This is a genomic window from Paenibacillus sp. FSL H3-0321 (assembly GCF_038002865.1).
Lineage (GTDB): Bacteria > Bacillota > Bacilli > Paenibacillales > Paenibacillaceae > Paenibacillus_AQ.
In genome coordinates this window covers 2,258,030-2,279,646 of record NZ_JBBODH010000001.1, presented here as the reverse complement: position 1 = coordinate 2,279,646, position 21,617 = coordinate 2,258,030, and the positions used below count along the sequence as shown (strand labels likewise).

Sequence of the window (21,617 nt, the reverse complement as noted above, 5' to 3'; positions counted from 1 at the left end):
GATGGAATAGAGGCAGGCGGAAAATGCTTAAAACGATCTTTAAAAATTATCCTTTGTGGTTCATGATTATTTGGGGTTGTGTAATGATTGGGTTTGTTGTGTTGTTTATAACGGGCATCAACCTGTCGCTAATGATGGCAGGGCTCATGATCCTATATATTGCAAACACAATTCGTGCCTGGAAAAATGAACGGATTATGGGTGTTATTTCTTTGGTGCTGGTTGTTGTATTTGCAGCAGCAACATACGTAACATTCATGGCGGATAAATAAACCAGACCGGCTGAATGCATAACAACACATTTCCATTTCACCCAAGCAGTGAAGGACATTCTGCATATTCTATGCTGTACTCACTTTTGAAGGAGGAATGGGAAATGGGTTCATGTGGATGCGGAGAAAATGTAGGTCATGTTGGCGGTATTGGCACATCGACTGCGGCAATTCTGGTATTGTTTATTTTGCTCGTAATTATTACCAAATCATTCTGGCTGTAACTTCTGCTTATCTAGCTTCCTAAGTTACACACACACAAATGCAGCGGCTGCCAAGAGTATTGTTTCTGCTCAGGCTTCCGCTGCTTTATTGTTTACCGGTTTATCCGCCGGATCTCTCATAAGGCAGGTTCAAGGTATCGAAACTGTAGGTTACCTGCTGGAACTTTACTTCCGTAGCCTTATGAAAAGTAAAGGTGCTGTCACACACCACGCAGGCCAGTACTACAGCTTCCGCGGTATCTGCAACTAATTTAAGCTGGAACTTCTTTTTTTTGAACTCCTGATTGAACAGCCGGTCTACATACAGCAGGCCTTCTTCATAATGAATTGTAAAATGCCAGCCCATTGGCGGAAAGCAGTACACCCCCGCGAAGTGTCTATATTGTTCATAGTCCGCGGCGTCCGCAAGTTCCGGTTTGACTATTATGGAGGTCGCCCCAGTGTACAGAATGCTTCTCAGGCCCTTTACAAGGCGGGCTACAGGGCTGGCATCGTTATTGCTGAGTACAATTACGGTGAGGTCCCCGGATATGTACCGTTGCAGGGTGCAGGTGTATCCATAAATATTCCCGTCCATAAACATTTCTTCAGCAGGCTCACCCTTTACACAACAGCCATATCCCACCGAAGCCTCCAGGTACCACAAATATCCGTAAGGAGTAAGCATACGTTCATAGGCTTCCTTGCTTATTACTGTGCCGCTGCCCAGCGCCTTGGTCCATGTGAACAAATCGGCCGCAGTGGAATAGAGAAATCCGCTTCCAAAGGCACCAGACATATCGTAATACTCTGCACAGACTACGCCTTCACCCGAGCAGGAATACCCGTATGCCTTATTGGGGAGAATCTCCTCATTGCAGCTTATTCCGGTATGTTTAAGTCCGAGCGGAGCAAATAAAAATTTCTCGTAATAAGCGCCGATCTCCATGCCCGACACAATCTCAACGATTCTGGCGAGGAAGACAAAATTCGAGTTGCTCTTCTGCACTTGCTGTCCAGGTTCACCTTGCAACGGTTCGTGATTTAACCACTCCCGAATGCTCTCGGCAGAAAGCCGGTCTCTTGGACTATATTGGCTCAGCTCTGTGTAATCCGGTATCCCCGAGGTGCAGGACAGTAAATGATGAATGGTGATGCGGTCTCCGTGTCTATAACCGGGAAAATAAGTTTCCATAGGATCGTTCAGGCGAAGCTTCTGCCGGTCATACAGCTGCAATACAGCCGCTGCCGTGAACAGCTTAGTGATGCTGCCTATATTATAAATAGTGGAGGGGGTATTCGGCATGGCATACTCATGATTTCCGTAGCCATATCCCTTCTCCAATAAAATACGATCTCCTTGGGCAACCAGCACGGTTCCGCTAAAGCGTTCCGCATCCTCCCAGGTTTGCATGTATTGTTCCAGCCTGATTTGAATATTTGTCATGTCTACCTCCTAATTCCTGTATTGCTCTATTGTATAAGGCATGACAACAACTGAATTGTAAAAAACGGACAGACTTAGTTCATATTTTTGATATATTCACTGGGAAGCAGCCCGCAGATGCTTTGAAATTCATGTATGAAATGAGCCTGATCATAATATCCGGTCTGCAGTGCGGCATCGGTCAAGTTTTTGCCTCCTATCCTGTTCAGCATCCCGAGAACGCTTTGAAAGCGCATGATTCGCGTAAAGGTTTTGGTACCTACGCCGGTGCGTTCATAGAAGATTCTCCTCAGCTGCCGTTCACTGACGCATTCTCTTCGTGCGAGCTCTTTGACCGTGAGAATTCCCTGAGCTTGCCAAATTTGGACAAGGGCGTTCTGAAAAAGATCATCCCCGGCCGGGCAGTCACTTAATCTGGAAAGAAGGCTGCGGTCGGTCAGAAGTATAAAGTGTTCCGTGGAAGCAGCAGTCTGCAGATGGCCGGTTAACTCCGTCTGGAGTTCTTTCCATATCTCGCTTAGGTCAAGGATTTGGTTCGTGAATAAATCAGCCGGTTCCCTCAAGAAAGCCTGCAGCCCTCCCGGATAAAATCGGATTCCGAAGGTGTGCAGGCGGTCATACGCCAGATCCACATAAAGTGACCGGTCCAACGTGCCAACGATCATGCCATGAAGGGTTGCCCTATCTTGTCCTATCTGGAATACGATATCGATGCAGCCGTCGGGGGCAATCATTTCCTTCCTGCCGGATATTGAAATTGGGCTTAGGGAGTCTTGGGAACTGCGGATGGCAGACATCCAGTAACAGTATACATATTTATGTAATTTAACACTTGGCCTCCATTCGTTATATTTACCGGGCAAGTTAAGAATGGAGGAGCGGGCTTGAACTGGGACAAAGGGGGAGCTCATCAAATGTCCTCCTAATCTGAAAGATCATCAAAGATAAAAATATAGAGCAGAATACCCGCTACAACAAGCGCAGATACCCATCTGAGGATAAGCGGTTTGGAGGCATCTTTCCCGAAGAAGCTGGTTATGAAGGAACCATTGTATATTTTTACTTTATATTATAGCAAATATTATCTACTGCCTATAAAAAAGAGGCGGCAGCGAATCGTTTGATGAGTATTAACATTCAGGGGACATGGATCGCATTTTACCTTGGTGTATTAGTGATTGAAGAATATATTGGGATAAAGGAGGAAGTCCGATGTTTTATGACCAGACACCGTATAAAGTCAAAGTGGAATGGGGACAAAGAGGAGCGCGGGCCGCGTCTGAACGTGGGGACATTGTGATCATAGTTGATGTGCTCAGCTTCTCTTCTACGGTAGTGACTGCGGTTCAGCACAAGGCTAATGTCTTTCCGTATCCCCCGCCAATCAATGAGAATGCCAAAGCCTATGCCAGAGCCAACAGTGCGGAAATCGTCTGGGGAAGAGCGGAGGCGATAAGAGAAGGCGGGCATTCCCTGTCACCATTGTCGTTTAGTTCTGCTGATTTTGGCCGTGACTTTGTATTATGTTCATTAAATGGTGCTGCTTGTACATGGATTGCTTCACAGGTGCCGGCGCTGCTCATCGGGTGTTTCCTTAATGCGTCTGCCGTGGCTGAGGTTGCTAACCGTTTAATGCAGCAATTGCAGGCAAACATCACTGTGGTTCCCTGCGGTGAAAGGTGGTCCGATGTTAGGGATGGTGAAAATAATTTGCGTCCAGGCATTGAAGATTATTTAGGTGCAGGTCTGATTCTTTCCCAATTAACCGGCAGCAAATCTCCTGAGGCTGAGGTCTGTATTGGAGCTTTGAAGTACTCCAGCAAAACCATCAGGGAGCTTATATGGGATTGTGCGAGTGCCCGTGAACTCCGTGAGCGCGGGTATGAAGACGATGTGACCTATTGCTGCCAGGTGAATATTAGCAGTGCTGTGCCTATTCTTCAAGATACCCGTTTTATAAATGCTAAGGATCTTATTTCATAGACCAGATTTCCCCATTGGATGAAGTCCAGGTTCTATCGCCGATAGTAATATTCCATGAGTAGCTTGCGGATTTCTGATCCAAAGAGGCCTTCCAGGATAAACCGTTCCATTCTCCCTCAGGTCTATCCATGATGGGGGTCCAATGACGTCCATTGTCTTGCGTTGCATAGAAGAGTAGAGAGGTTTCAGTCTGGCCTTTCTCGTTCAGCAGCCCGATCTCATTCAGTAGGACGATTCCATAATTTGTAGAGGTGAAAAATATAGGAGAGGCAGGATTAAACTGAACGGCAGCGTATTTGGAAGGTACTTCAAGCTGCTCTTTGGTCCAGTGAATTCCGCCATCGGTTGTCTTATATAGTCCAATATCGCCTTGTCGTGGAGAATGGATCGTAATCCATCCAGTGTCCTTCGTCTTAAACTTGAGGTCTCCAATGGGGCCGCTTGGCAAAGTGCCGCTCAAGGAATCGCTCAGCTTATGCCAGGATATGCCTCTGTCATTACTCATATAGATACGGTTATCTGCCTGATACATTCCTGAACCTGCAGAAGTTGCCTTCCAGCTATACCCAGCTTCTAAAGAATATTGGAATGTACGGATGTTATTATCTTCATCTATGTTACCGGCTTGCGGACTGTATGCGAACATAAGCTGGATTACGGACATAAGAACCCAGAGTGTTTTCATGGAAATCCCCTCCTCCTCCCATAGTAAAGGAATAAATTGGGAGATAGGTTACAGAGAGATGAAAGAAAGGTTAATTTCCTTTTATGAAACTTTTTGGATTTGGAAGCGTTTTATTGAGTATACACAGAAAAAGGAGATGGAGAATATGTCTGAGCAAAAGAAAATTCAAGAGCTTGAGCGCCGGATAGCTACGCTGGAGAATCAAGGCGGGCATCCACCCGGCAATGACCCCGGAAAAATATTGCGCAGGGTAATATGGGGGATTCTGATCGTGTTTTTCCTGCTGACGGCAATAGGCGTAATGCAGTTTGTGAGTGCAGGCTAGCCAGCGTGTTCATTCGTTCTTCTCATGAACGCATAGTGTAAGTCAGACAAGCGCTATCAGGATGAACAAGAATACATGCTGCGATTTCTACGATACTATCATAGGGACTAGGGCGTGTCTTCAAAGCGCTTGACCCGCCAAAACCTGCTGCTGTATGCCCTAAGGAATCATGGGTACAGTAGCATTTTCTGATCACACGCGGAGAAAGGCATTTCGCCACTAGGTAGTTTTTTCGGTGGAGGCTTACGTTTCGGTGTTTCAGAGACTTCGCACTTCTTCCGAAGGCGTGTGTGCGTCCGGAAAGTTTATTCCTGACTCTAGCATGAATGGACCGAGTTGCACTTATTTGGAGATTTTAGCCTGTTACAGTAGGAAAACGGACTCCAGCGCAGTTATTTCTCCCTGATGGCCGCTTCTTGATAGAATGCAGAGCAGATAATGTCGTCTGGGTCCGCAAAAGAGAATAAACAGGGGTTTTACTCTCCATAGCGTCTCCTGAGTCCGTCCCTCGAGTACACGAACCCGCTGCAGGCTTTTAGGGGCCCTACTTTCAAATCTCTGCTTCCCCAGAGCTCTTCCAGTTTGAAGACACGCTCTAGTAAAAGATTCAGTTCATCTTCAGCGGGATTTCATTAGGGCTTAAGCTAACGGGCTTATAGTATACACATACCCCCCTTATTAATAGATATGGACCCTGCCGGACGCCGGCGGGGTCACTTTTTTTGTCCATGGGTTCCCTTAATCTTCTTCCTTCGGTTCTTGCAGCAGAATGGAGAAGGTCTGGGTTTCATGATCGACCTCAATGGTCTCAATGCCAACAAAATCCGGGATATCGGGATGAACTGCATCCACGCTGTAATCCGGATGGGTCATTAATAACTGGATGACTTGAATGGCGTCCATTTCGTTCCCCCTTACGGGTAAATTCACCCTATACATAAGGTCTCTGCATTTCATTATGCATAGACTTATTATCCCCGCAGCGTTTACCGAATATGTCGGTGGATTAAATTTCTGTCTTCGTTCCTTTCCATCACAGCCATCAATTGCCCCTGGAACACTCGCCTCTGAATCTGGTCAATCCGCTGCATGGCCAGCTCAGCAGGGACCTGAAAGGTTGAAGCGATATATTGGACGGCATCTTCACGGAGTTCAGGTAATGTTCTGGCGGAAATCATGGAGTAAGGCATCGCCGCATAAAGGATAAAACGCTCGGATTCATCCTCCTGTGACTGTGTGAACTGTTCGGGCATCAGCGTGTGGTTACCGGCATGGCGAAGCAAATGGCAGAGCTCATGGAGGAACTCAAGACGCTGCAGCCCGGGAGGAAGGCGGCTGTCAATAAACATGCTGTACATGCCTGCAGAGGCTTCAATGCTCTTGCTTCTTACATCCAGATAATGAATCCAGATATTCAGCCGCTCCGATATGTACTCGATGGAGATTTGCGACGGCTGTTGCACGTTCAACCGCTGATATAAATCTTCAGTCCATTTCTCCAGGGCGGTCATTTGATAGTAGGATTGCATGGGAATCACCTCGATATAGGATCGTATGTTCGTATTATTGGCCAAAAGAAAAGCCCAAAGGGCTCAAGGATAACCGGAACTCATGTTCTTATGTATATAAGCATAAATCAATCAAACTACAATATCAAGTGTTTTTCCCAAGTTGGGGTGTGGGCTCTGCTGGAGCATTTGGACCAGATTCTGGCTTTGGATCTCAGTCGTTTTTGTGGCAATATTCATGACTTGCAGCCCTGCAGCCTGGTGTAGGGACGCTTGACTCATCGCCATTGATAATGCAGCAATGTCCATGTTGCACCTCCTGAAAGTTTTTTGAAGCTTTACTACTTTAGATGCTGCGTCACAAAAAACTCGCTTCGGAAGCATGCGCTAAGTTTTGTGAGCAATGCTTCCTGAAAGTTCTTCGTACAAAGCTCACATCGAAAGCATACGCTAAGTTTTTTGAAGCTCCACTGCTTTGAATTTACATACTGTATATCGACAATGACAGGCCGATACTTTAGGTGAATGACATTTCTTTGCCGTTTGGCCCATACGGTAGATCAGGCTTTGACATATTCTGTGCTGTATTCAATATTCACGAGGAGGAATTTAAATAATGGGTGTAGATTATGGTTGCGGTTGCGGTAATAACGTCGGTGGAGTAAACCAAGGTCCTCCGGTAGTTGTGCCGGTAGTAAGTCCATGGACATCGACAACCTCCATTCTGGTTCTCTTTATTCTTCTGGTAATTATTACAAAAGCCTGTATATTCTAAATCAGACTCAATCGAATGCTGCCCCGTCAGGCATATGCCAGATGGGGCTATTTCTTTTTTTTACGGGCTGTGGGTCCAATCTGACGTTTGATTCTTCCCGTGGTTTCGTCGACTTCAATGATATAGAGTTCTTTTACCGTGCCTGCAAGTGCAAACCATTCCTTGAAGGCTTCTTCCTCAGACATGGGCCCGTAAAGCCTTTTTCCCCGATAACAAATATAGAACACCTTGGCTCTCCGCGCGTGGAATATTATCCCACTTTATATTACGCCTAATTCACGGAAGATTGCATAAAGAACGTTTGTTCGCATATAATACATACAAATATTCCTGGGCTTTCTAAAGGAGGCGGTTTACATGAGTGCAAAAGAATTGGAGAAGCTGATCGGGCAGGTTATTGAGATCATATATGAGGACAAGTCGGGGAACATCACCCAGCGCAGAATTGAGGTTCATGGGATTAAAGGCGGGCTGCTCCGGGCCACTTGTCTGACCACGGGCGGTCCAAGGGTATTCCGGACAGCAAACATCCTTGCCTGGCGACAGGCAAAGGCCCGTTATGCTGATGATACAGCGCGCAAGCTGCTGAGGATCATGTACCATTTCAGCAACCATTTCCGGAGGATGCCAACACTGCCAGAGCTTGCAAGGCTCAGCGGGCGGACACCGGCGGGAATCTATTCCGGATTTCGCGAGCTGGTGCTGGAGGGTCATATCCAATGGCAGCCGCCACAGCCAATAGAATCGGCGGTTATTTTGGTGGCCTGGGAAACTCCCGAGCCTGGAGCGCATACTTCGATCAGCGGCCACTGGAGGGACTGAAGCAATCTGCGTAGCGCTATTTACACAAAGAAACGGATACCCTCCGGGAGGACGGCATCCGTTTCTTTGTTATTTGAACATGAATTCTACCTTTGTTCCGTCGGCAAAATCCTCCAGCTGATTGCCTACCCAGCTTCCTGCCCCGCGGTTATCGCTTGGCGTTATGTATTCAATGTCGGCTCCGGCGCCGCCTTCGTCACACATGGCCATCGGCCATTCATCACGGTCGTAGCCTTTTTTGGTCGGCACCCCTTTTAAGGATTCCTTGCGGTTCGCTTCGGCTTCTCCCCGGTTGATGGTGCAGATCGCCGATTCTCCGCTGCTGATTGCCTCCTGGATATGTCCGGCTGTCTCCGGGTAACGATCCGCCGGGAATTCGAGCTGGACTACCTCGGAGTCTTCCGAAGAAGGCGTCGTGACGTTCTGGTCATTATCTTCAAACCAGTAAGCTGCCAGGACCAACAGTGCAATGATGATAAGACTGGGGATGAATTTCTTCTTTTTCACATCTGCTCCTCCTAAAAGTTTTGTGAGCATAGCTTCGTGGACTCGGTTTCGTTAAAACTGGCATCGGAAGCATAGGCTTAATTAGTATAGCGTAAATTCAGTGTCCTTTAGTATACTAAGTTAGGAAAATGAAGGGGGGACAGGAAGATGGGAAAAGAGATTTCAATTGAAGACCAGACGCTTATCGCCTCTGCGGTAGAGATTATCAAGAAACGGTATGAGTGGGAGCGGCATCATGTCAGTGCGGCCCTGCGCACCAAGACGGGAGAGATCTTCACGGCGGTTCACCTCGAGGCCAGCCTCTCCCGGGTTACTGTGTGTGCGGAAGCGATGGTGATCGGCAAGGCAATTTCCGAGGGGTACAAGGAGTTCGATACCATCGTTGCAGTGAGGCACCCGGACCCGGACAGCGAGGACAGAGAGATCAAGGTTGTCTCACCTTGCGGCATGTGCCGGGAGCTGATCGCTGACTATGGCAAGGATTGCAAGGTCATTCTAATCGAGGATGACAACCTGACCAAGGTCGACATTATTGATTTGCTGCCTTTGCGGTATGCGAGGTAGGAGGCAGCCGTACCGGCATTATACATACGTCTAGAGTCGATGAGATCGGCAGGCCATGCTAACCCAGGCCGGAGACACAAACCAAAGAGCCTTCGGGCTCTTTTTTGCTAGCACTGGAAACGGAGAGCGGAGCCGTTTCTTTGTGGGAACCGATAATTTTGTCCGTTTGTTGTCCATCCGCCGCCACTTTGTCCCATACCTTGTCATAACATGGTATAAAACCAAGGGAGGGTGAACAAGGATGGAACAGCGTATACTCCGGGGTATGCTCGATTCGGCTTCAATGCTGGTGAATGATGCCCAGTGGCAGGCAGCATTCAGCAGTCTGCTTAGAACTCCGGCGGACACCGAACTGGCGCCTCCGGCCTTGAAGCTGCTGAATACGTTATATTCGCTGCAAGGCACAGCGATCCTCAGCGGGCAGCATGATTATCTGGAGAGTCCGGATGAATTCAGCAACAAGCTGAAGAATACCTGCGGACAATCTGCCGCGCTCCACGGCTATGAGCTGGGTGCGATCAACAATCAGACAGAGACAGTTATAGAGAGCCAGCGTCAGGCGGTGGTGGACAGTGCAGTGCGCTGGCATAAGGCGGGCGGAATTGTGACGATGAGCTACCATGCCCATTTACCGGGTACGGCTCCGGCCTGGTCCAATGTCTCTATGAGTCTTAGCGAAGGTGATTTTGCCAAATACCTCACTCCCGGCACCGCTCAATACAATGCGTTAATGAAGGATCTGGACAAGACGGCCCTTTCTTTAAAAAAACTGAGGGATGCCGGTGTGCCCGTGTTATGGAGACCGTACCATGAAATGAACGGCGGATGGTTCTGGTGGGGGCAAAAACGCCGCTTTACCGAGCTTTGGAACCTTATGTTCGAACGGTATACGGTTTATCATAAGCTGCATAATCTGCTCTGGGTGTGGAGCCCGAATGCCAAAAATCAGTGGTGTGACGAGCCTGCGGGTTATTATCCCGGTGCGGGAAGAGTGGATGTGCTGGCGCTGGATATTTATGAGGGTGATTTCAAAAAGAGTCACCACGACACCCTTTGGGATCTGGGGCGGGGCAAGCTGATAGCCATTGGGGAGAACGGGCAGCTGCCGTCCCCGGCCCTGCTGGCAGGTTCGCAGAATAAATGGTCGTACCAGATGACCTGGGGCAAATTGCTGTACGAGAATAACAGCGATGCGGTTATTAAGTCTTTTATGAAGGACAGCTTTGTACTCACGCGGTCAGAGTATACGGTCAAGGCTGCGGAACCAGTCACGGCGCCTCCGGCAACTTCGTTGCCAGGACTTCGGGGAGAGTATTACAATAATGCGTCACTTAGCGGCAATCCGGCGCTGGTCCGCACCGATGCCAATATTAATTTCATCTGGAAGCAGGGTGCTCCCGATCCGGCGGTTCCGGCCAATTTATTCTCAGTGCGCTGGAGCGGCAGACTGAAGGCGGGCTACAGCGAGGGCTATACGATTTACACTTCCTCAGACGACGGCATCCGGGTGTGGGTTGACGGAGTGCTGGTGATTGACAGCTGGATGAAGCAAAGCGGGCAGGAGCGCAAGGGCAGCATCGGCCTGATTGCCGGCAAGCTGCATGAGCTGAAGGTGGAGTATTATGAGAACCAGGGCGATGCGAAGGCGGTGTTAATGTGGGAAAGCTCCAGCCAGCCTAAAGGCGTTATTCCGGCCGGAGCGTTGTATCTTCCGTAACGGCTGCCGCAAAAGCTTAGATTTGCTCGCGGTAGCTGATGTTGTTGGCAATTTTTTCGTTGCGGACAGCGCCTCGCAGCACATCCTTCACAGACTGCACCTTGCGGATTTTCCGGAACAAAAGCTGTGGTGATGAAGGATCATCGGAGAACACGGTAAGCGTTCCGATTCCAAGCAGACGGTCCGGAATGGACTGGGCCACCGAGAAATCATTTACCCGCAGCAGTTCAACTTCTTCGAGATCCTTGCCGATAAGTCCGGTCTTGACCATAATCCGCTGACTGGTGATCGTGTAGGTAGTTGTGTTAAGGCCTATGAGGCCTTTGAGGCGGTCGGAAATGCCGGCGGGTTTGCCCTCCCACAGCTCGACTTCCGGACCTGAGCCGGAGCCGGACATTCCTTTAGCCGACGTTTGGTGCGGTGCCGCTGGAACCGTTCCATCGACAGGTGCTCCGCATTTTCCGCAAAATTTGGCACTCTGCTTGTTTTCTGCGCCACAGGCTGTGCAATAAGCCATAAGGGATCTTCCTCTCTTATTCCGGATGAAATGATTATAGTATACCATTAGATTTCCGGTCACGGCCGGAGATCTTTTTACCCATGAATACGCTTAATTTTAGGAAAATGTTTCATTCGGGGCCATTTTACAATATTTTCATTTGCACTTTGCAAAAGCCGCCATTATTCTGTTAAGTGGAGGGATTCAAAAATGAGAAAAGCTTTACTGACAGGATTACTTATGGTGGTGGTTATCCTCAGCGCCTGCAGCAATAATAGTTCAGCCCCTGCATCAGCGGAAGAAGCGCAGGAGACCGTACAAAACTTCTACGACAAGATGTCAAAATTCGATGAAAAGGGCAAGTCTTCCCTGGATAATTTCAACACTACTTTAACCTCTTATTCGACAGGAAAAGCCTCGGATAAGGAGCTGGAGAAAGCGGTTGATCAATTTCAGGATACGACATCGGAAATTTCCGATGAGGTGGGGGATGTGAAGATTTCCAAAAGCCTGCCTGAAGAGGTTCAAAAACTACTGAGTGAATCAATGATCGCTTTTAAAAGCGCGTACTCCATTAAAGAGCAAGCCTCGAAAAGCGCCGTTTCTCCCGACGTTACGGCCGATGAGTTCAATGCAATGAACCAGCAGGCGGATGTGGCGATGCTGTATGGCATTTCCAAGCTGAACGAAGCAAGGGCTGCCGTAGGGCTGATCGAAGACGAGATCGGTACAGAAGCTGCGGGGACTGCGGATGCGGAGTCTGGTAAAGCAGTGGGCAGTACGGACGTAAAGCTGGCTCCGACGACAGAGAATAGCACAAATTCCGGGACATCGACCGTTACCGGCGGCAAATAAGGAATACGCACAATTAATGTTGAGGTCCGTCCTTACAAAATGGTAAAAGGCGCTTCACAGCTACAGGCTGTGTGCGCCTTTTTATTCGTTATTGGGAATGGAGCAGCCGATTTTTTCATTTACAATATATAGTATTATAGATCTATTTTGTGGAAAACAGTCACTTCCCTCTGTCATTTATTTCTGGTTGATTAAAAAGCGGAACTGCGGATATAATACAAACATACGTTCGTGTTATATAGAGCATAAGTGATGTATTAACCATCGGGGGGGAATGGCAATGACACTCGGCAAGAAGCTGAAAGGCAATGGCCTGTGGGAGAGCAGCCGGATGATGCTGCCGGAGCATAAAAGCCGGATTATAAGAGACGAACGGGAAACGTTGCGCACGATTAAGCCGATTCTGGATGAACAGAAGCTGGAAGAGATCGAGTGTACGCTGGCTCTGTCGCTGCGGGCGCATGTCCGTGTGACGGTTGTTCTGTTTGATCCTTTTGAGCGCAAGCTGCTGAGCGGCTTTGTGACCTCCATTCACACCCACTCGCGCGAATTCAAGCTGCAGTGGGCGGAGGAATGGAAATGGGTCAACGTGGATGATATTTTAGAAGTCTACATCGTTTGATGATCGGTTGCCGGAATGCATGCGGATTATATTTTTTTGTAGGAGAAGACCATCATCAGAAGTGCCGCTGCTCCATAGAAGCCGGTGATCCAGCCATTCCCCGAATTGCTGTAAACGTTCAGGACCTCTATCTTTTGAATGATGCCCATATACCACATCAACATGTACAGGACATTGAACAGATTAGGGGGAACAACAACGGTGAGGCTGGCGGATGCAACGGCAAACGTAATTCCCACAATGAGCGAAAGTATCCCGGCGTACTGAGCGTGTACGAATAAATTGAACAAGGTCCCGGAGAAAAATAAGGCAAGCAGCAGTATATACATGATTATTTTACTGAAATAGTATTTATTCTTATAGGCTACAGTGGCGTAAATATAGGCCTCTTGCTTGTGAAACCCGCTGCCTGACAGAATAAACAGAGGCATTAGGGAGGCCAGCCGGAATCCTATCGCATGCAAGCTGTATATGGACGGGAAATACTGGGCAGCAAGCAAAGGGAGCACCAGCAGCATTAGCTTTTCAGATCCCCTGAAGGCAATCCTCAGTTCGTAAGGGATGATGCTGATGAATTGGGCCTTAAAAGGTTCTGGAGCCGGGGCCGTATAGGCTGGATTCACCGGTACTAGAGATTTCGCCAGTTTCCGGGCTGAGCTGCGGTTTGCTTTTGCCGGTTTGACCCGGGTACGGGAGGTTCCGAAGATCCTTTCATAGCTTGTTAAGGCAACGAGCAGATGCATAAATATAAACGCAACCAGCACGATAACGATCCGGCTGATCACAAATTTGAACTCCCAAGTCATGGTGTACATCTGAAAAGTGTTGTTATAATCGCCGATCGTCTCAAAAAAGGAAATGGAAGGATCATTTGGACGGGGCAGCGCAAAGTACTGCCTGAACTGGCTGAATACATTCTTAACGATAAACTGCAGACCGGTAACATCGAAGTACGGATTGATCTCTGTTTTGTTCGCACCGGCGAATACGATGGAGAGATAGGCGTAGGACAGGATAAACAACAGCAGATTGCCGAGATTTCTGCGCAGCGGGGGGAGTAGCTCTATGCAAACCGTCACGCTGGATAATACATAGATAAAGGGTAAAATCAGCAGTACAAAAGGCGCTATGTAGGAAAGAGGCTCAATCGCATAACTTTCGCCCCTGCTGAGCTGCATGATCAGAGCCATGACTTCAACGGCCATGGCAACCAGCGCAAGGTAGAGGAAATTTGCCAAACGTTTGGATTCCGCATATTGATGCACATTTAGGGGAGAGGTAGTATAGTACATCTCCAGTTGCAGCGTAACATCTTTTCCGATGGAGTTTCGGATCAGGAAGATGCCCCCGAATAGCAGCAGACAGTTAAAAAACAACACCACCAGCAGACCCATCCATACGGAGTTATAGGTCCCTCTGTAGTGCCCGTCAAGGAGACTGTTTTTAATAACGGTGGTTAGGCTGCCGGTAGTATCACTCGCCGGAAAGTAATAATAAGTACAGCACGCAAAAACAACGATTGTCCACAGAAAGCTTGCTCTTCGTATGCGTTCTTTCACCAGGACCAGAGATACAGACAGGAGATTTAAGGCGGAGGCTCTTGTCATGCTGGTGATTCTCCTTTGATCTTATCCTGGTGGATGAGATAGAGGTAGACATCCTCAAGGGTGGGATAGACCGGCTCGGCCCCGGCGCTTGGCGGTGTTGAAGAAAGGACACGGACCTCAATTCCGTCGCTAGATCTACTGCTGCTGCTGCATATGTATTTGTCCTGAAGGGTAGCAAGCCCGCTGTAATCCACGTTCATCTTCCATACCAGGCCTTCTACAGGTTCTGTCAATTGGTTCACGGCTCCAGCCGCCAGAATTCTGCCTTGCTTCATGATAATAATGTTACCTGCCAGTGCTTCAATATCGGACACAATATGGGTGGAGTAGATCACGGTTGCGTCTTGCGCGGCCTTGGTAATGAGATTCTTCAAATTCACCCGTTCGTCGGGATCGAGTCCCACCGAGGGTTCATCCAGCAGCAGAAACTTGGGATTGTTAAGCAAAGCCTGGGCAATGCCGATCCGCTGCCTCATCCCGCCGGAGTAGCTGGCGATATGCTGGTCACCGACTTCATTCAAGTTAAGCGCACTTAACAGCTCTTGTATTCTGCCGGCTGCATGCCTCTTGGATAATCCTTTTAGAGCGGCAACATACATCAGGAATTCTCGGCCTGACAAGGCCGGGAACAGTCCAAAGGTTTGCGGCAAATAGCCGATCCTGCTTTTATACTCGTTCTGAATCGTGTTGATATCCACACCGTTGCAGTAGACAGTTCCGCTTGTCGGCTTTTTGGCCATGGTCAGAATATTCATCAAGGTGGACTTGCCTGCTCCGTTTGGTCCCAGCAGACCGTAAACCCCTTCGTGAAATTCCAAATCAACCGGATACAGTGCATGGCTGTTATTCCGGTACACTTGTTCTACATTATGAATAGTGATGTTCACATTTGCCCCCCAAACCCAGTTCAAGTTTTCAAAATACAAAAGGCACTCCTCGTGGAAGTGCCCTGTAAGGTCATGGCAATAATCTCCCTGTGAAGAGTTTCACAAATGGATTTTACCATGTGAATCTATTATTTTCCACATCTGATATGAACTGCTTATCCCGGTATTTCATTTCAATTTACGCCGGTTGCCTCCGTCTTCTCATAAGCGATCAGGGTAACGGCCTTGTTGCCTGTAATTTGGGCAATTGCCGCTTCGGCCTGGCGGATCACCTCCACGGCATCTTCCTGATCGGCAAGTACAGCCACCTTGTAGCTATCGCTGTGAATCTCCATTGTGTTATCCCACCCTTCATTGTTATTTTAGCCTTTTCCTGCGGAAATCATCCACCGGGAGCTTGATCAAGACAGGTATACAAGCAATGCAGCATGAGAAGGCATTTACTATACCAGGGGGTGATTATATGCTGACATTGGATCAGGTTAAGAGTAAATCTGCCGGATCGCTGGGCAAACTTCATCCCGTGCTGCAAGCTGCTGCGGATGAGTTGATCCAGCGGAGCTATGCCAAGGGTGTACCCATCATCATTACTCAGGGGATGCGCACAATTGCAGAGCAGAATGCGCTTTATGCGCAGGGCAGAACCAAGAAGGGACCAATTGTTACGAATGCCCGGGGAGGCAGCAGTTATCATAATTACGGATTGGCCATTGATTTTGCGCTGCTGCTGCCGGATGGCAACAACGTGTCCTGGGATATGAACCGGGACGGAGACAGCGATAAGGTTGCAGATTGGCAGGAAGTGGCTGAGGTAGCTAAACAGCTGGGGTTTGAATGGGGCGGTGATTGGACTTCCTTTAAAGACTATCCCCATCTGCAGATGACCTTCGGACTTACAACCGCTCAGCTACTGGCCGGAAAGCGTCCGACTGAACAACAGGTGCAAGAGGCTCTGGCCAAGATCAACGGAAATGAACCGGCAGAGGAGCAGGGGATCACCATCATGCTGAACGGGGGTAAGCTCACAACCGGACTTGTGGAGAACGGGACAACGTATGCGCCTGTGCGGGCAGTGGCGGAAGCGCTTGGCGCCAAGGTAACTTATGATGCCGCAAGCAAGACCGTCAACCTCGTTAAGGAATAACTTGTATGAATAGATGCCGCACCTTGTGGGGAAATTATCAGCGACAAACCATGAAGGGGGCATAACAACTTGAAGAAGCTGATCACAAGCCTTGCATGCGGTACAGTATTATCGATGAGTTTGCTTGGAGCCGGTTACGCAGCGAATGCTGCGGGTACGGGAGGAATGGGCTCGGCAGTTCCTGATACGGGAATAAACGGACTGAAGACTGAGAACAGAACAGAGAATAGAACAGGCAACACCATGGGCAACATGGGGACCAGAACCGGAGCCCCTATGCTTAACCAGGAAGACAATACCCTGATGAACCGGACTACAGGAACGACACACAGGAACGATTCGATCATGAACGATAAGATCCGTACAGGAACAAACGACACCTTGACACAATATCCGGATACCTCGCGTGGCACCAAATACCGGGCGACCAGCACCACTACAGCTGCCACAACCAACGGCAGAGGCTCCAACTGGGGCTGGCTAGGACTCGTAGGCCTGCTGGGGCTGGCCGGTATGCGCAGCAGAAGCGGTGAACGCGATCGCCACTAGCACCCGTGCGCTTGAACTTGACCCGTCCCGGCTCCGGCCGGGATGTTTTTTTGCAAATAAAATTTTTGGGATTTTGATTGCGTGTTTGCTGGATACGTGATATTATATTTCTTGTCGCGTTACAACGCACATTTCATGCCGGGGTGGCGGAACAGGCAGACGCACAGGACTTAAAATCCTGCGGTACGTGAGTACCGTACGGGTTCGACCCCCGTCCTCGGCATCAATAGTAATAGTGAAAAGGCGCATTCAAGTGAATGCGCCTTTTCTTTGCACGTAAGTTAGAAAAAGGATAATGTAATTAGAGAATCGAATTAAGAATGTGTTGAAATCTGTAGTTCATTAAAAAGATAAAGAGCATCTTTAAATCCCTGCAAATAGATGGAGCGCTCAAGAATGGCTTGAAGCGACAACTGAGTGTCCTCATACAGGAAAGCAGCTTTCTGCTGTTCCTCGGGGAGAGCGTTCCTAAGTTGCTGAAAGCACTGATCGCTTTCCAGTAAAAGCACTTTATAGTTAGTATCGGTGTCCAACAGTTCACGGTACATCGCTTCAAGCCGTATGCGAATCAGTGGATCAGTTAAAGCTTCTAAAGATTCAAACAAACAGGACACCTCCAAGTTTTTTAACTTTATAAGGTCATTATATAACCTTGTGGAGTTAATTGTAAAGCTGAATTTTAACTCTATAAGGTCAATTGGTTGTCTGCAATTATCATACATAATAGTTGGAGGGGAACATTTTGTTGAAAAGCAATTTAAGAGTTCTAATGGCTAAACATCGCATAGACGACATCACCGAATTAATGGAGAAATCAGGTCTTAGTCGAAATTCAATTAATAAGCTGTACAGAGAAGCCAACCTAGAGACTATTAAGTTGGAGACGCTATTTAAACTTTGTGATATGTTTCAATGCAAGCTGTCAGACTTAATTGAGTATGTGCCAGAAGAATAGATGGTTATTGAAGGAGCACTCGGGAGAGTGCTTTTATTATGGCTTTAGCCAGTTGAGTACGCGAAGCGTGCGAAACAAAAAGGGGCTGACCCAAAAGCCATGAAATGGCTGCTTGGGTCAGCCCTTTTTTAACGTAGGAGATACGTAAGCTTTTTGGGTGGACGCTCCGCGAACGGACCGTTGTTCCAATCGCTGTTGTCCCCAGATTTTATTTATTCTCCTTAGCGGTGAAAATCCGGGGACAAAGGCGACCGCTGCCGCTTCTCCACAATCGTTCCGTCCTCTCCGCTGTTTAAGCGGGAATTGGATCTACAATCTTTAAAAAACGCAAAAAAAGAAACCATCCTTTGGTAAAATGGAGTTACCACACAACCATTTCAAAGGAGAGGTTTCTTTTGTACATTCAATATACCATGGACCAACTTTGCTTGCCAATGGATCTGGAGGAAGATATTCCAGAACATCACCTCGTTCGTATCGTCAACGCCGCCGTTAACCGGCTGGACGACGGCATTTTTGACGTGGCCTACCCGGGTGGTGGCCGTGACAGCTACCATCCTAAAATGCTGACCAAAGTCATTATTTACGCCTACACGCAGCGCATCTATTCCTCTCGCCAAATCGCCAAATCCATTCGGGAGAACATCCCCTTCATGTGGCTCGCCGGTCGGCAGCGGCCAGACTTTCGGACGTTGAATCGATTTCGTTCCCAGCGGATGAAGAACGTTCTCGAAACCGTATTTACCGCCGTGCTTCAATTTCTGGCTGACGAAAAATACGTTTCCCTCGAGCATTACTTTGTGGACGGAACCAAAATCGAGGCGAACGCCAATCGCTACACGTTTGTTTGGGGAAAAGCCGTCAGTAAACACAAAGCCACACTGCAGGACAAGGTACATGCCCTGTTCGCTGACATTGAAACGGCAGAAGAGCAGGAAGAACAAGAGAATCCAGGTAAAGATCTGGCTGAACTCGGCACAGATTCCGAAGTGAGCAGCGTGAAACTTGAACAGGTGGTGCAAAAGCTCGAAGCTCAGCTGGCCCAAAAACCGAAAGACAAGCCCTTGAAAAAGGCTGTTCGGAAGCTGCGCAAGGATTTGCTTCCCCGACTGCTGAAGTACGAACAATACCAAAAGCTGCTTGGTGACCGGAACAGTTTCAGCAAGACAGATCCAGATGCAACGTTTATGCGGATGAAAGAAGACCACATGCGAAATGGCCAGCTGAAACCGGGATACAATGTGCAAATCGGGACCGAAAACCAATTTATTTTAGCCTACAGTTTACACCAAAGACCGACCGATACCCGCTGTTTAGAGCCGCATATGGAAAAAGCGCAGCAGATCCTCGGAAAACTGCCAAAGACAGTCATTGCGGATGCAGGCTACGGCAGCGAAGAAAACTACGCCTATCTGGAAAAGAAAGAGATTCAGGCGGTGGTGAAGTACGGCAGCTACCACAAGGAAAAGAGCAAGGCCTGGAAAACGAATGTTGGTAAAATCGAGAACTGGACATACGATGCAGCCGAGGATAACTGGACGTGCCCAGCCGGGAAAATGCTGCATTTCCACAGGGAAAGCAAGGAGACCTTAGAGAGCGGCTATGAAATTCGTAGACGTCATTACCGAAGCAGCTCCTGTGACGGCTGCCCCCTAAAGGAGCGTTGCACGAAAGCGGCAGGAAATCGGGAGGTGGTCGTCAGTCTGGAACGGCTGCGATACCAGAACCAAGCGCGGGAACGGTTGCGGAGTGAAGAGGGCTACGCCTTAGCTGTACGTCGAATGACGGAGCCAGAAAGTGTATTTGGACAACTAAAAAATAACCGGGGCTTCCGGCGTTTTCTGCTTCGCGGGATAGAAAAAGTGACGCTAGAGGTCGGTTGGCTTTCGCTTGCCCACAATCTACTGAAGCGAGCAGCCATGGACCAAAAACATAGAGCAGCGCTCCTCCAATAACAGGAGGAGCGCTGCTCTATTGACTTTTATGCTTTTAAAATTGAAGGTGGCCTGTCTCCGCTCATAGAAAATCTACTTTTGAGACAGCCCCGTAGTGATGCTTATAGCAAAAAACCACCTGATGCGAGCGTTATAATAGGAGTGTTCAAGCTACTATGTATAACGAAAGGAGAAGGTGGTTTTTTGTGGCACAAGCAGAGAAGGCATGGCACACACCAAATGGATGTGCAAATACCATATCGTATTCACCCCAAAGTATAGACGAAAGGTGATCTACAATCAATACAAGGAAAGTATCCGTGATATCCTAAAGCAACTCTGTGGCTATAAAGGGGTAGAGATTATCGAGGGACACCTCATGCCAGATCATATCCACATGCTGGTCAGTATCCCACCGAAAATGAGTGTATCTAGTTTTATGGGATACCTAAAAGGGAAAAGTGCGCTGATGATCTTCGATAAGCATGCAAATTTAAAGTATAAGTATGGAAATCGTCATTTTTGGGCGGAAGGCTATTACGTAAGCACCGTAGGACTCAACGAGGCAACAATTAAGAAATACATCCAAGAGCAGGAAAGTCACGATATTGCGCTGGATAAGCTGAGTGTGAAAGAGTACGAAAACCCCTTTAAGGGGTAGCCGGTAGTCCAAGCACCCCTTCAGGGGTAGGCAAAAGAGGCAAAGGCATAGTAGCTTGAACGAAGTGAAAGCCAGCGCCTTTAGACGCTAGCCGGCACCAGAGGCTTATAGCCTCAGAGCAAACCACCCGTTTGACGGGTGGTTTTGATTTTTGTCAGATAAATGTTCTTCAAATAGATCTTATATTGATAAATTCAAGACAATGCATTTGAAGTCGTGCCTAACGTAAGCGTCAAATAAATAACCAACGGCTGTTCCAGCGCCGGGGAATATTGCTGTGCCAAGTGCTGCTCCGAGCGGAAGATCAAAGTGATCGGCATCGACTCCATCAGCGGAGTTCGAAAATCTCTCGATTATATTGTGAGCTTGATCCGTGAATGCGGAAATCCACCAGAAGATATTAAAAATGTAATTGATTGTGTGGTTCAACTTCAGTCAATATATAGAGAAGAGCATATTAGTACCGAGAGTGATATTACCGGAATATGGCTTGCTTTCATGTCTAGCCTGAGGACTTGCCGGGGACAGTATGCCGGGTATTTAGGAGTTCGTTTTTCTGATTTTTTAAAAGTGAGCAGTGATATGTTTACAAGAATCAAGCGCGGAATGAGCGTTACAAAATCGCGCGAAATACGGGAGAATTATATGTTTACACGGACTGCCGAGGAGATAAGGGCCAACGACAGCCGGTATAATTACTTTGGCCAATTCGGAAATTCTCATGTCGGAAGTCCATTTAACATTATTGAACCGTTTGCGAACCGCTTGAATGATTCTGATGTATCCCCAGTCCGAAATTCCGTCGTTAGAATTTGCTGTATTTATAATGATTGCGACGAACTGCTTGAGTCCGGAAACCGTTTTAAAATCAAAAAAATCAGTTATCCCGTGCCGCTGCAAGCGTTGTTTGAAGGAATATTTCCTGACGGAGCGACGGTTGTAAAACTGGACCATGAGGGATCGCCCTTTACGATGCTGAGCGGGAAAGAAGATGCCTTTCTTCGCGATTTTTATCCCGGTAACATTCAGTATTGCATTGTCATCAATGGATCGGCTGCAAGCCACCCGCTATGAGTCCGGAGGCACCTGGGAATTC

28 protein-coding genes, 1 tRNA gene and 1 pseudogene are annotated in these 21,617 nt (G+C 48.1%); 17 read left to right on the top strand and 13 right to left on the bottom strand.

Annotated elements, in window-relative coordinates; translation table 11 throughout:
- Positions 1 to 23 precede the first annotated feature (23 nt).
- Together MHI45_RS10080 and MHI45_RS10075 are read left to right on the top strand one after the other, a co-directional pair.
- Positions 24 to 272, top strand: coding sequence for a hypothetical protein (locus tag MHI45_RS10080; RefSeq protein ID WP_038595321.1), 249 nt, complete (start codon positions 24 to 26; stop codon positions 270 to 272).
- Between the two features lie 104 nt (positions 273 to 376).
- The gene (locus MHI45_RS10075) at positions 377 to 496 is read left to right on the top strand and encodes a sporulation protein YjcZ (RefSeq protein WP_144024222.1); all 120 of its coding nucleotides are present in this window, start codon (positions 377 to 379) and stop codon (positions 494 to 496) included.
- A 100-nt stretch (positions 497 to 596) separates the two neighbouring features.
- Here the strand turns inward: MHI45_RS10075 and MHI45_RS10070 are convergent, their stop codons facing one another.
- Positions 597 to 1,922, bottom strand: coding sequence for a serine hydrolase domain-containing protein (locus MHI45_RS10070; protein WP_076109066.1), 1,326 nt, complete (start codon positions 1,920 to 1,922; stop codon positions 597 to 599).
- Between the two features lie 74 nt (positions 1,923 to 1,996).
- A complete protein-coding gene (locus tag MHI45_RS10065; RefSeq protein ID WP_076109067.1) occupies positions 1,997 to 2,833 on the bottom strand; it encodes a helix-turn-helix domain-containing protein in 837 nt (278 codons plus the stop codon).
- A gap of 301 nt (positions 2,834 to 3,134) precedes the next feature.
- On the opposite strand from MHI45_RS10065, the gene MHI45_RS10060 reads away from it, so the two are divergent.
- Positions 3,135 to 3,905: a 2-phosphosulfolactate phosphatase gene (locus tag MHI45_RS10060; protein ID WP_076109068.1), complete on the top strand. Its 771-nt coding sequence runs from the start codon at positions 3,135 to 3,137 to the stop codon at positions 3,903 to 3,905.
- On the opposite strand, the gene MHI45_RS10055 is transcribed toward MHI45_RS10060, so the two are convergent.
- The gene (locus MHI45_RS10055; RefSeq protein ID WP_076109069.1) at positions 3,895 to 4,590 is read right to left on the bottom strand and encodes a WD40/YVTN/BNR-like repeat-containing protein; all 696 of its coding nucleotides are present in this window, start codon (positions 4,588 to 4,590) and stop codon (positions 3,895 to 3,897) included. The genes MHI45_RS10060 and MHI45_RS10055 overlap by 11 nt on opposite strands.
- A gap of 145 nt (positions 4,591 to 4,735) precedes the next feature.
- Between MHI45_RS10055 and MHI45_RS10050 the strand changes: the two genes are divergently transcribed.
- Positions 4,736 to 4,915: a hypothetical protein gene (locus MHI45_RS10050; RefSeq protein ID WP_144024223.1), complete on the top strand. Its 180-nt coding sequence runs from the start codon at positions 4,736 to 4,738 to the stop codon at positions 4,913 to 4,915.
- 738 nt (positions 4,916 to 5,653) lie between these two features.
- Here MHI45_RS10050 and MHI45_RS10045 read toward each other — a convergent pair.
- The 3 genes from MHI45_RS10045 to MHI45_RS10035 all read right to left on the bottom strand — a co-directional run bounded on the left by MHI45_RS10045 (position 5,654) and on the right by MHI45_RS10035 (position 6,732).
- Positions 5,654 to 5,818: a hypothetical protein gene (locus MHI45_RS10045; RefSeq protein WP_156130946.1), complete on the bottom strand. Its 165-nt coding sequence runs from the start codon at positions 5,816 to 5,818 to the stop codon at positions 5,654 to 5,656.
- 83 nt (positions 5,819 to 5,901) lie between these two features.
- Complete coding sequence (locus MHI45_RS10040; RefSeq protein ID WP_076109071.1) at positions 5,902 to 6,444, bottom strand: ImmA/IrrE family metallo-endopeptidase; 543 nt, start codon at positions 6,442 to 6,444, stop codon at positions 5,902 to 5,904.
- A 111-nt stretch (positions 6,445 to 6,555) separates the two neighbouring features.
- Positions 6,556 to 6,732: a YjfB family protein gene (locus MHI45_RS10035; protein ID WP_076109072.1), complete on the bottom strand. Its 177-nt coding sequence runs from the start codon at positions 6,730 to 6,732 to the stop codon at positions 6,556 to 6,558.
- A 307-nt stretch (positions 6,733 to 7,039) separates the two neighbouring features.
- Here MHI45_RS10035 and MHI45_RS35150 point away from each other — a divergent pair, with 307 nt between their 5' ends.
- The gene (locus MHI45_RS35150) at positions 7,040 to 7,198 is read left to right on the top strand and encodes a sporulation protein YjcZ (protein ID WP_144024224.1); all 159 of its coding nucleotides are present in this window, start codon (positions 7,040 to 7,042) and stop codon (positions 7,196 to 7,198) included.
- A gap of 47 nt (positions 7,199 to 7,245) precedes the next feature.
- Here MHI45_RS35150 and MHI45_RS10030 read toward each other — a convergent pair whose 3' ends face one another.
- The gene (locus MHI45_RS10030) at positions 7,246 to 7,383 is read right to left on the bottom strand and encodes a hypothetical protein (protein WP_156130945.1); all 138 of its coding nucleotides are present in this window, start codon (positions 7,381 to 7,383) and stop codon (positions 7,246 to 7,248) included.
- Between the two features lie 172 nt (positions 7,384 to 7,555).
- On the opposite strand from MHI45_RS10030, the pseudogene MHI45_RS10025 reads away from it, so the two are divergent.
- A pseudogene (locus tag MHI45_RS10025) lies at positions 7,556 to 7,738 on the top strand (hypothetical protein); the annotation flags it as partial.
- Between the two features lie 351 nt (positions 7,739 to 8,089).
- On the opposite strand, the gene MHI45_RS10020 reads toward MHI45_RS10025, so the two are convergent.
- On the bottom strand, positions 8,090 to 8,527 hold the full coding sequence (locus tag MHI45_RS10020) for a NucA/NucB deoxyribonuclease domain-containing protein (RefSeq protein WP_076109073.1): 438 nt from the start codon (positions 8,525 to 8,527) through the stop codon (positions 8,090 to 8,092).
- 147 nt (positions 8,528 to 8,674) lie between these two features.
- Here MHI45_RS10020 and MHI45_RS10015 point away from each other — a divergent pair, with 147 nt between their 5' ends.
- Both MHI45_RS10015 and MHI45_RS10010 read left to right on the top strand, forming a co-directional pair.
- Positions 8,675 to 9,091, top strand: coding sequence for a cytidine deaminase (locus tag MHI45_RS10015; protein WP_038595311.1), 417 nt, complete (start codon positions 8,675 to 8,677; stop codon positions 9,089 to 9,091).
- Between the two features lie 241 nt (positions 9,092 to 9,332).
- On the top strand, positions 9,333 to 10,808 hold the full coding sequence (locus MHI45_RS10010; protein ID WP_076109074.1) for a glycosyl hydrolase: 1,476 nt from the start codon (positions 9,333 to 9,335) through the stop codon (positions 10,806 to 10,808).
- Between the two features lie 16 nt (positions 10,809 to 10,824).
- Here MHI45_RS10010 and MHI45_RS10005 read toward each other — a convergent pair whose 3' ends face one another.
- The gene (locus MHI45_RS10005) at positions 10,825 to 11,325 is read right to left on the bottom strand and encodes a PH domain-containing protein (RefSeq protein ID WP_038595308.1); all 501 of its coding nucleotides are present in this window, start codon (positions 11,323 to 11,325) and stop codon (positions 10,825 to 10,827) included.
- 192 nt (positions 11,326 to 11,517) lie between these two features.
- Between MHI45_RS10005 and MHI45_RS10000 the strand changes: the two genes are divergently transcribed.
- Together MHI45_RS10000 and MHI45_RS09995 are read left to right on the top strand one after the other, a co-directional pair.
- Complete coding sequence (locus tag MHI45_RS10000) at positions 11,518 to 12,162, top strand: hypothetical protein (RefSeq protein ID WP_076109075.1); 645 nt, start codon at positions 11,518 to 11,520, stop codon at positions 12,160 to 12,162.
- A 280-nt stretch (positions 12,163 to 12,442) separates the two neighbouring features.
- A complete protein-coding gene (locus tag MHI45_RS09995) occupies positions 12,443 to 12,784 on the top strand; it encodes a YolD-like family protein (RefSeq protein WP_038595306.1) in 342 nt (113 codons plus the stop codon).
- Between the two features lie 26 nt (positions 12,785 to 12,810).
- On the opposite strand, the gene MHI45_RS09990 is transcribed toward MHI45_RS09995, so the two are convergent.
- The 3 genes from MHI45_RS09990 to MHI45_RS09980 form a co-directional block, all read right to left on the bottom strand.
- Positions 12,811 to 14,391 (bottom strand): hypothetical protein, encoded by a 1,581-nt coding sequence (locus MHI45_RS09990; RefSeq protein WP_076109076.1) that lies wholly within the window; start codon positions 14,389 to 14,391, stop codon positions 12,811 to 12,813.
- Positions 14,388 to 15,278, bottom strand: a complete 891-nt coding sequence (locus MHI45_RS09985) for an ATP-binding cassette domain-containing protein (protein WP_076109187.1) — start codon at positions 15,276 to 15,278, stop codon at positions 14,388 to 14,390. The genes MHI45_RS09990 and MHI45_RS09985 overlap by 4 nt, the downstream gene beginning before the upstream one ends.
- A 173-nt stretch (positions 15,279 to 15,451) precedes the next feature.
- Positions 15,452 to 15,613, bottom strand: a complete 162-nt coding sequence (locus MHI45_RS09980; protein WP_179091674.1) for a hypothetical protein — start codon at positions 15,611 to 15,613, stop codon at positions 15,452 to 15,454.
- Positions 15,614 to 15,741: 128 nt separating this feature from the next.
- Between MHI45_RS09980 and MHI45_RS09975 the strand changes: the two genes are divergently transcribed.
- The 3 genes from MHI45_RS09975 (at position 15,742) to MHI45_RS09965 (ending at position 17,194) form a co-directional block, all read left to right on the top strand.
- Positions 15,742 to 16,422 (top strand): M15 family metallopeptidase, encoded by a 681-nt coding sequence (locus MHI45_RS09975; protein WP_076109077.1) that lies wholly within the window; start codon positions 15,742 to 15,744, stop codon positions 16,420 to 16,422.
- Positions 16,423 to 16,491: 69 nt separating this feature from the next.
- A complete protein-coding gene (locus MHI45_RS09970) occupies positions 16,492 to 16,971 on the top strand; it encodes a WGxxGxxG family protein (RefSeq protein WP_076109078.1) in 480 nt (159 codons plus the stop codon).
- A 137-nt stretch (positions 16,972 to 17,108) separates the two neighbouring features.
- Positions 17,109 to 17,194 (top strand) — tRNA-Leu (locus MHI45_RS09965).
- A gap of 91 nt (positions 17,195 to 17,285) precedes the next feature.
- Here the strand turns inward: MHI45_RS09965 and MHI45_RS09960 are convergent.
- Entirely contained in the window at positions 17,286 to 17,576 is a 291-nt protein-coding gene (locus MHI45_RS09960; RefSeq protein ID WP_144024227.1) for a hypothetical protein, read from the bottom strand.
- A gap of 137 nt (positions 17,577 to 17,713) precedes the next feature.
- On the opposite strand from MHI45_RS09960, the gene MHI45_RS09955 reads away from it, so the two are divergent.
- The 4 genes from MHI45_RS09955 to MHI45_RS09940 all read left to right on the top strand — a co-directional run bounded on the left by MHI45_RS09955 (position 17,714) and on the right by MHI45_RS09940 (position 21,595).
- Complete coding sequence (locus MHI45_RS09955) at positions 17,714 to 17,926, top strand: helix-turn-helix domain-containing protein (RefSeq protein WP_076109079.1); 213 nt, start codon at positions 17,714 to 17,716, stop codon at positions 17,924 to 17,926.
- A gap of 395 nt (positions 17,927 to 18,321) precedes the next feature.
- Positions 18,322 to 19,881 carry an IS1182 family transposase gene (locus MHI45_RS09950; RefSeq protein ID WP_341119037.1) on the top strand — a complete coding sequence of 520 codons (1,560 nt, stop codon included), beginning with the start codon at positions 18,322 to 18,324 and terminating at the stop codon, positions 19,879 to 19,881.
- Positions 19,882 to 20,086: 205 nt separating this feature from the next.
- Positions 20,087 to 20,521 (top strand): IS200/IS605 family transposase, encoded by a 435-nt coding sequence (tnpA, locus tag MHI45_RS09945; protein ID WP_340899572.1) that lies wholly within the window; start codon positions 20,087 to 20,089, stop codon positions 20,519 to 20,521.
- Positions 20,522 to 20,830: 309 nt separating this feature from the next.
- The gene (locus MHI45_RS09940) at positions 20,831 to 21,595 is read left to right on the top strand and encodes a hypothetical protein (protein WP_076109973.1); all 765 of its coding nucleotides are present in this window, start codon (positions 20,831 to 20,833) and stop codon (positions 21,593 to 21,595) included.
- The last annotated feature ends 22 nt before the right edge of the window (positions 21,596 to 21,617 follow it).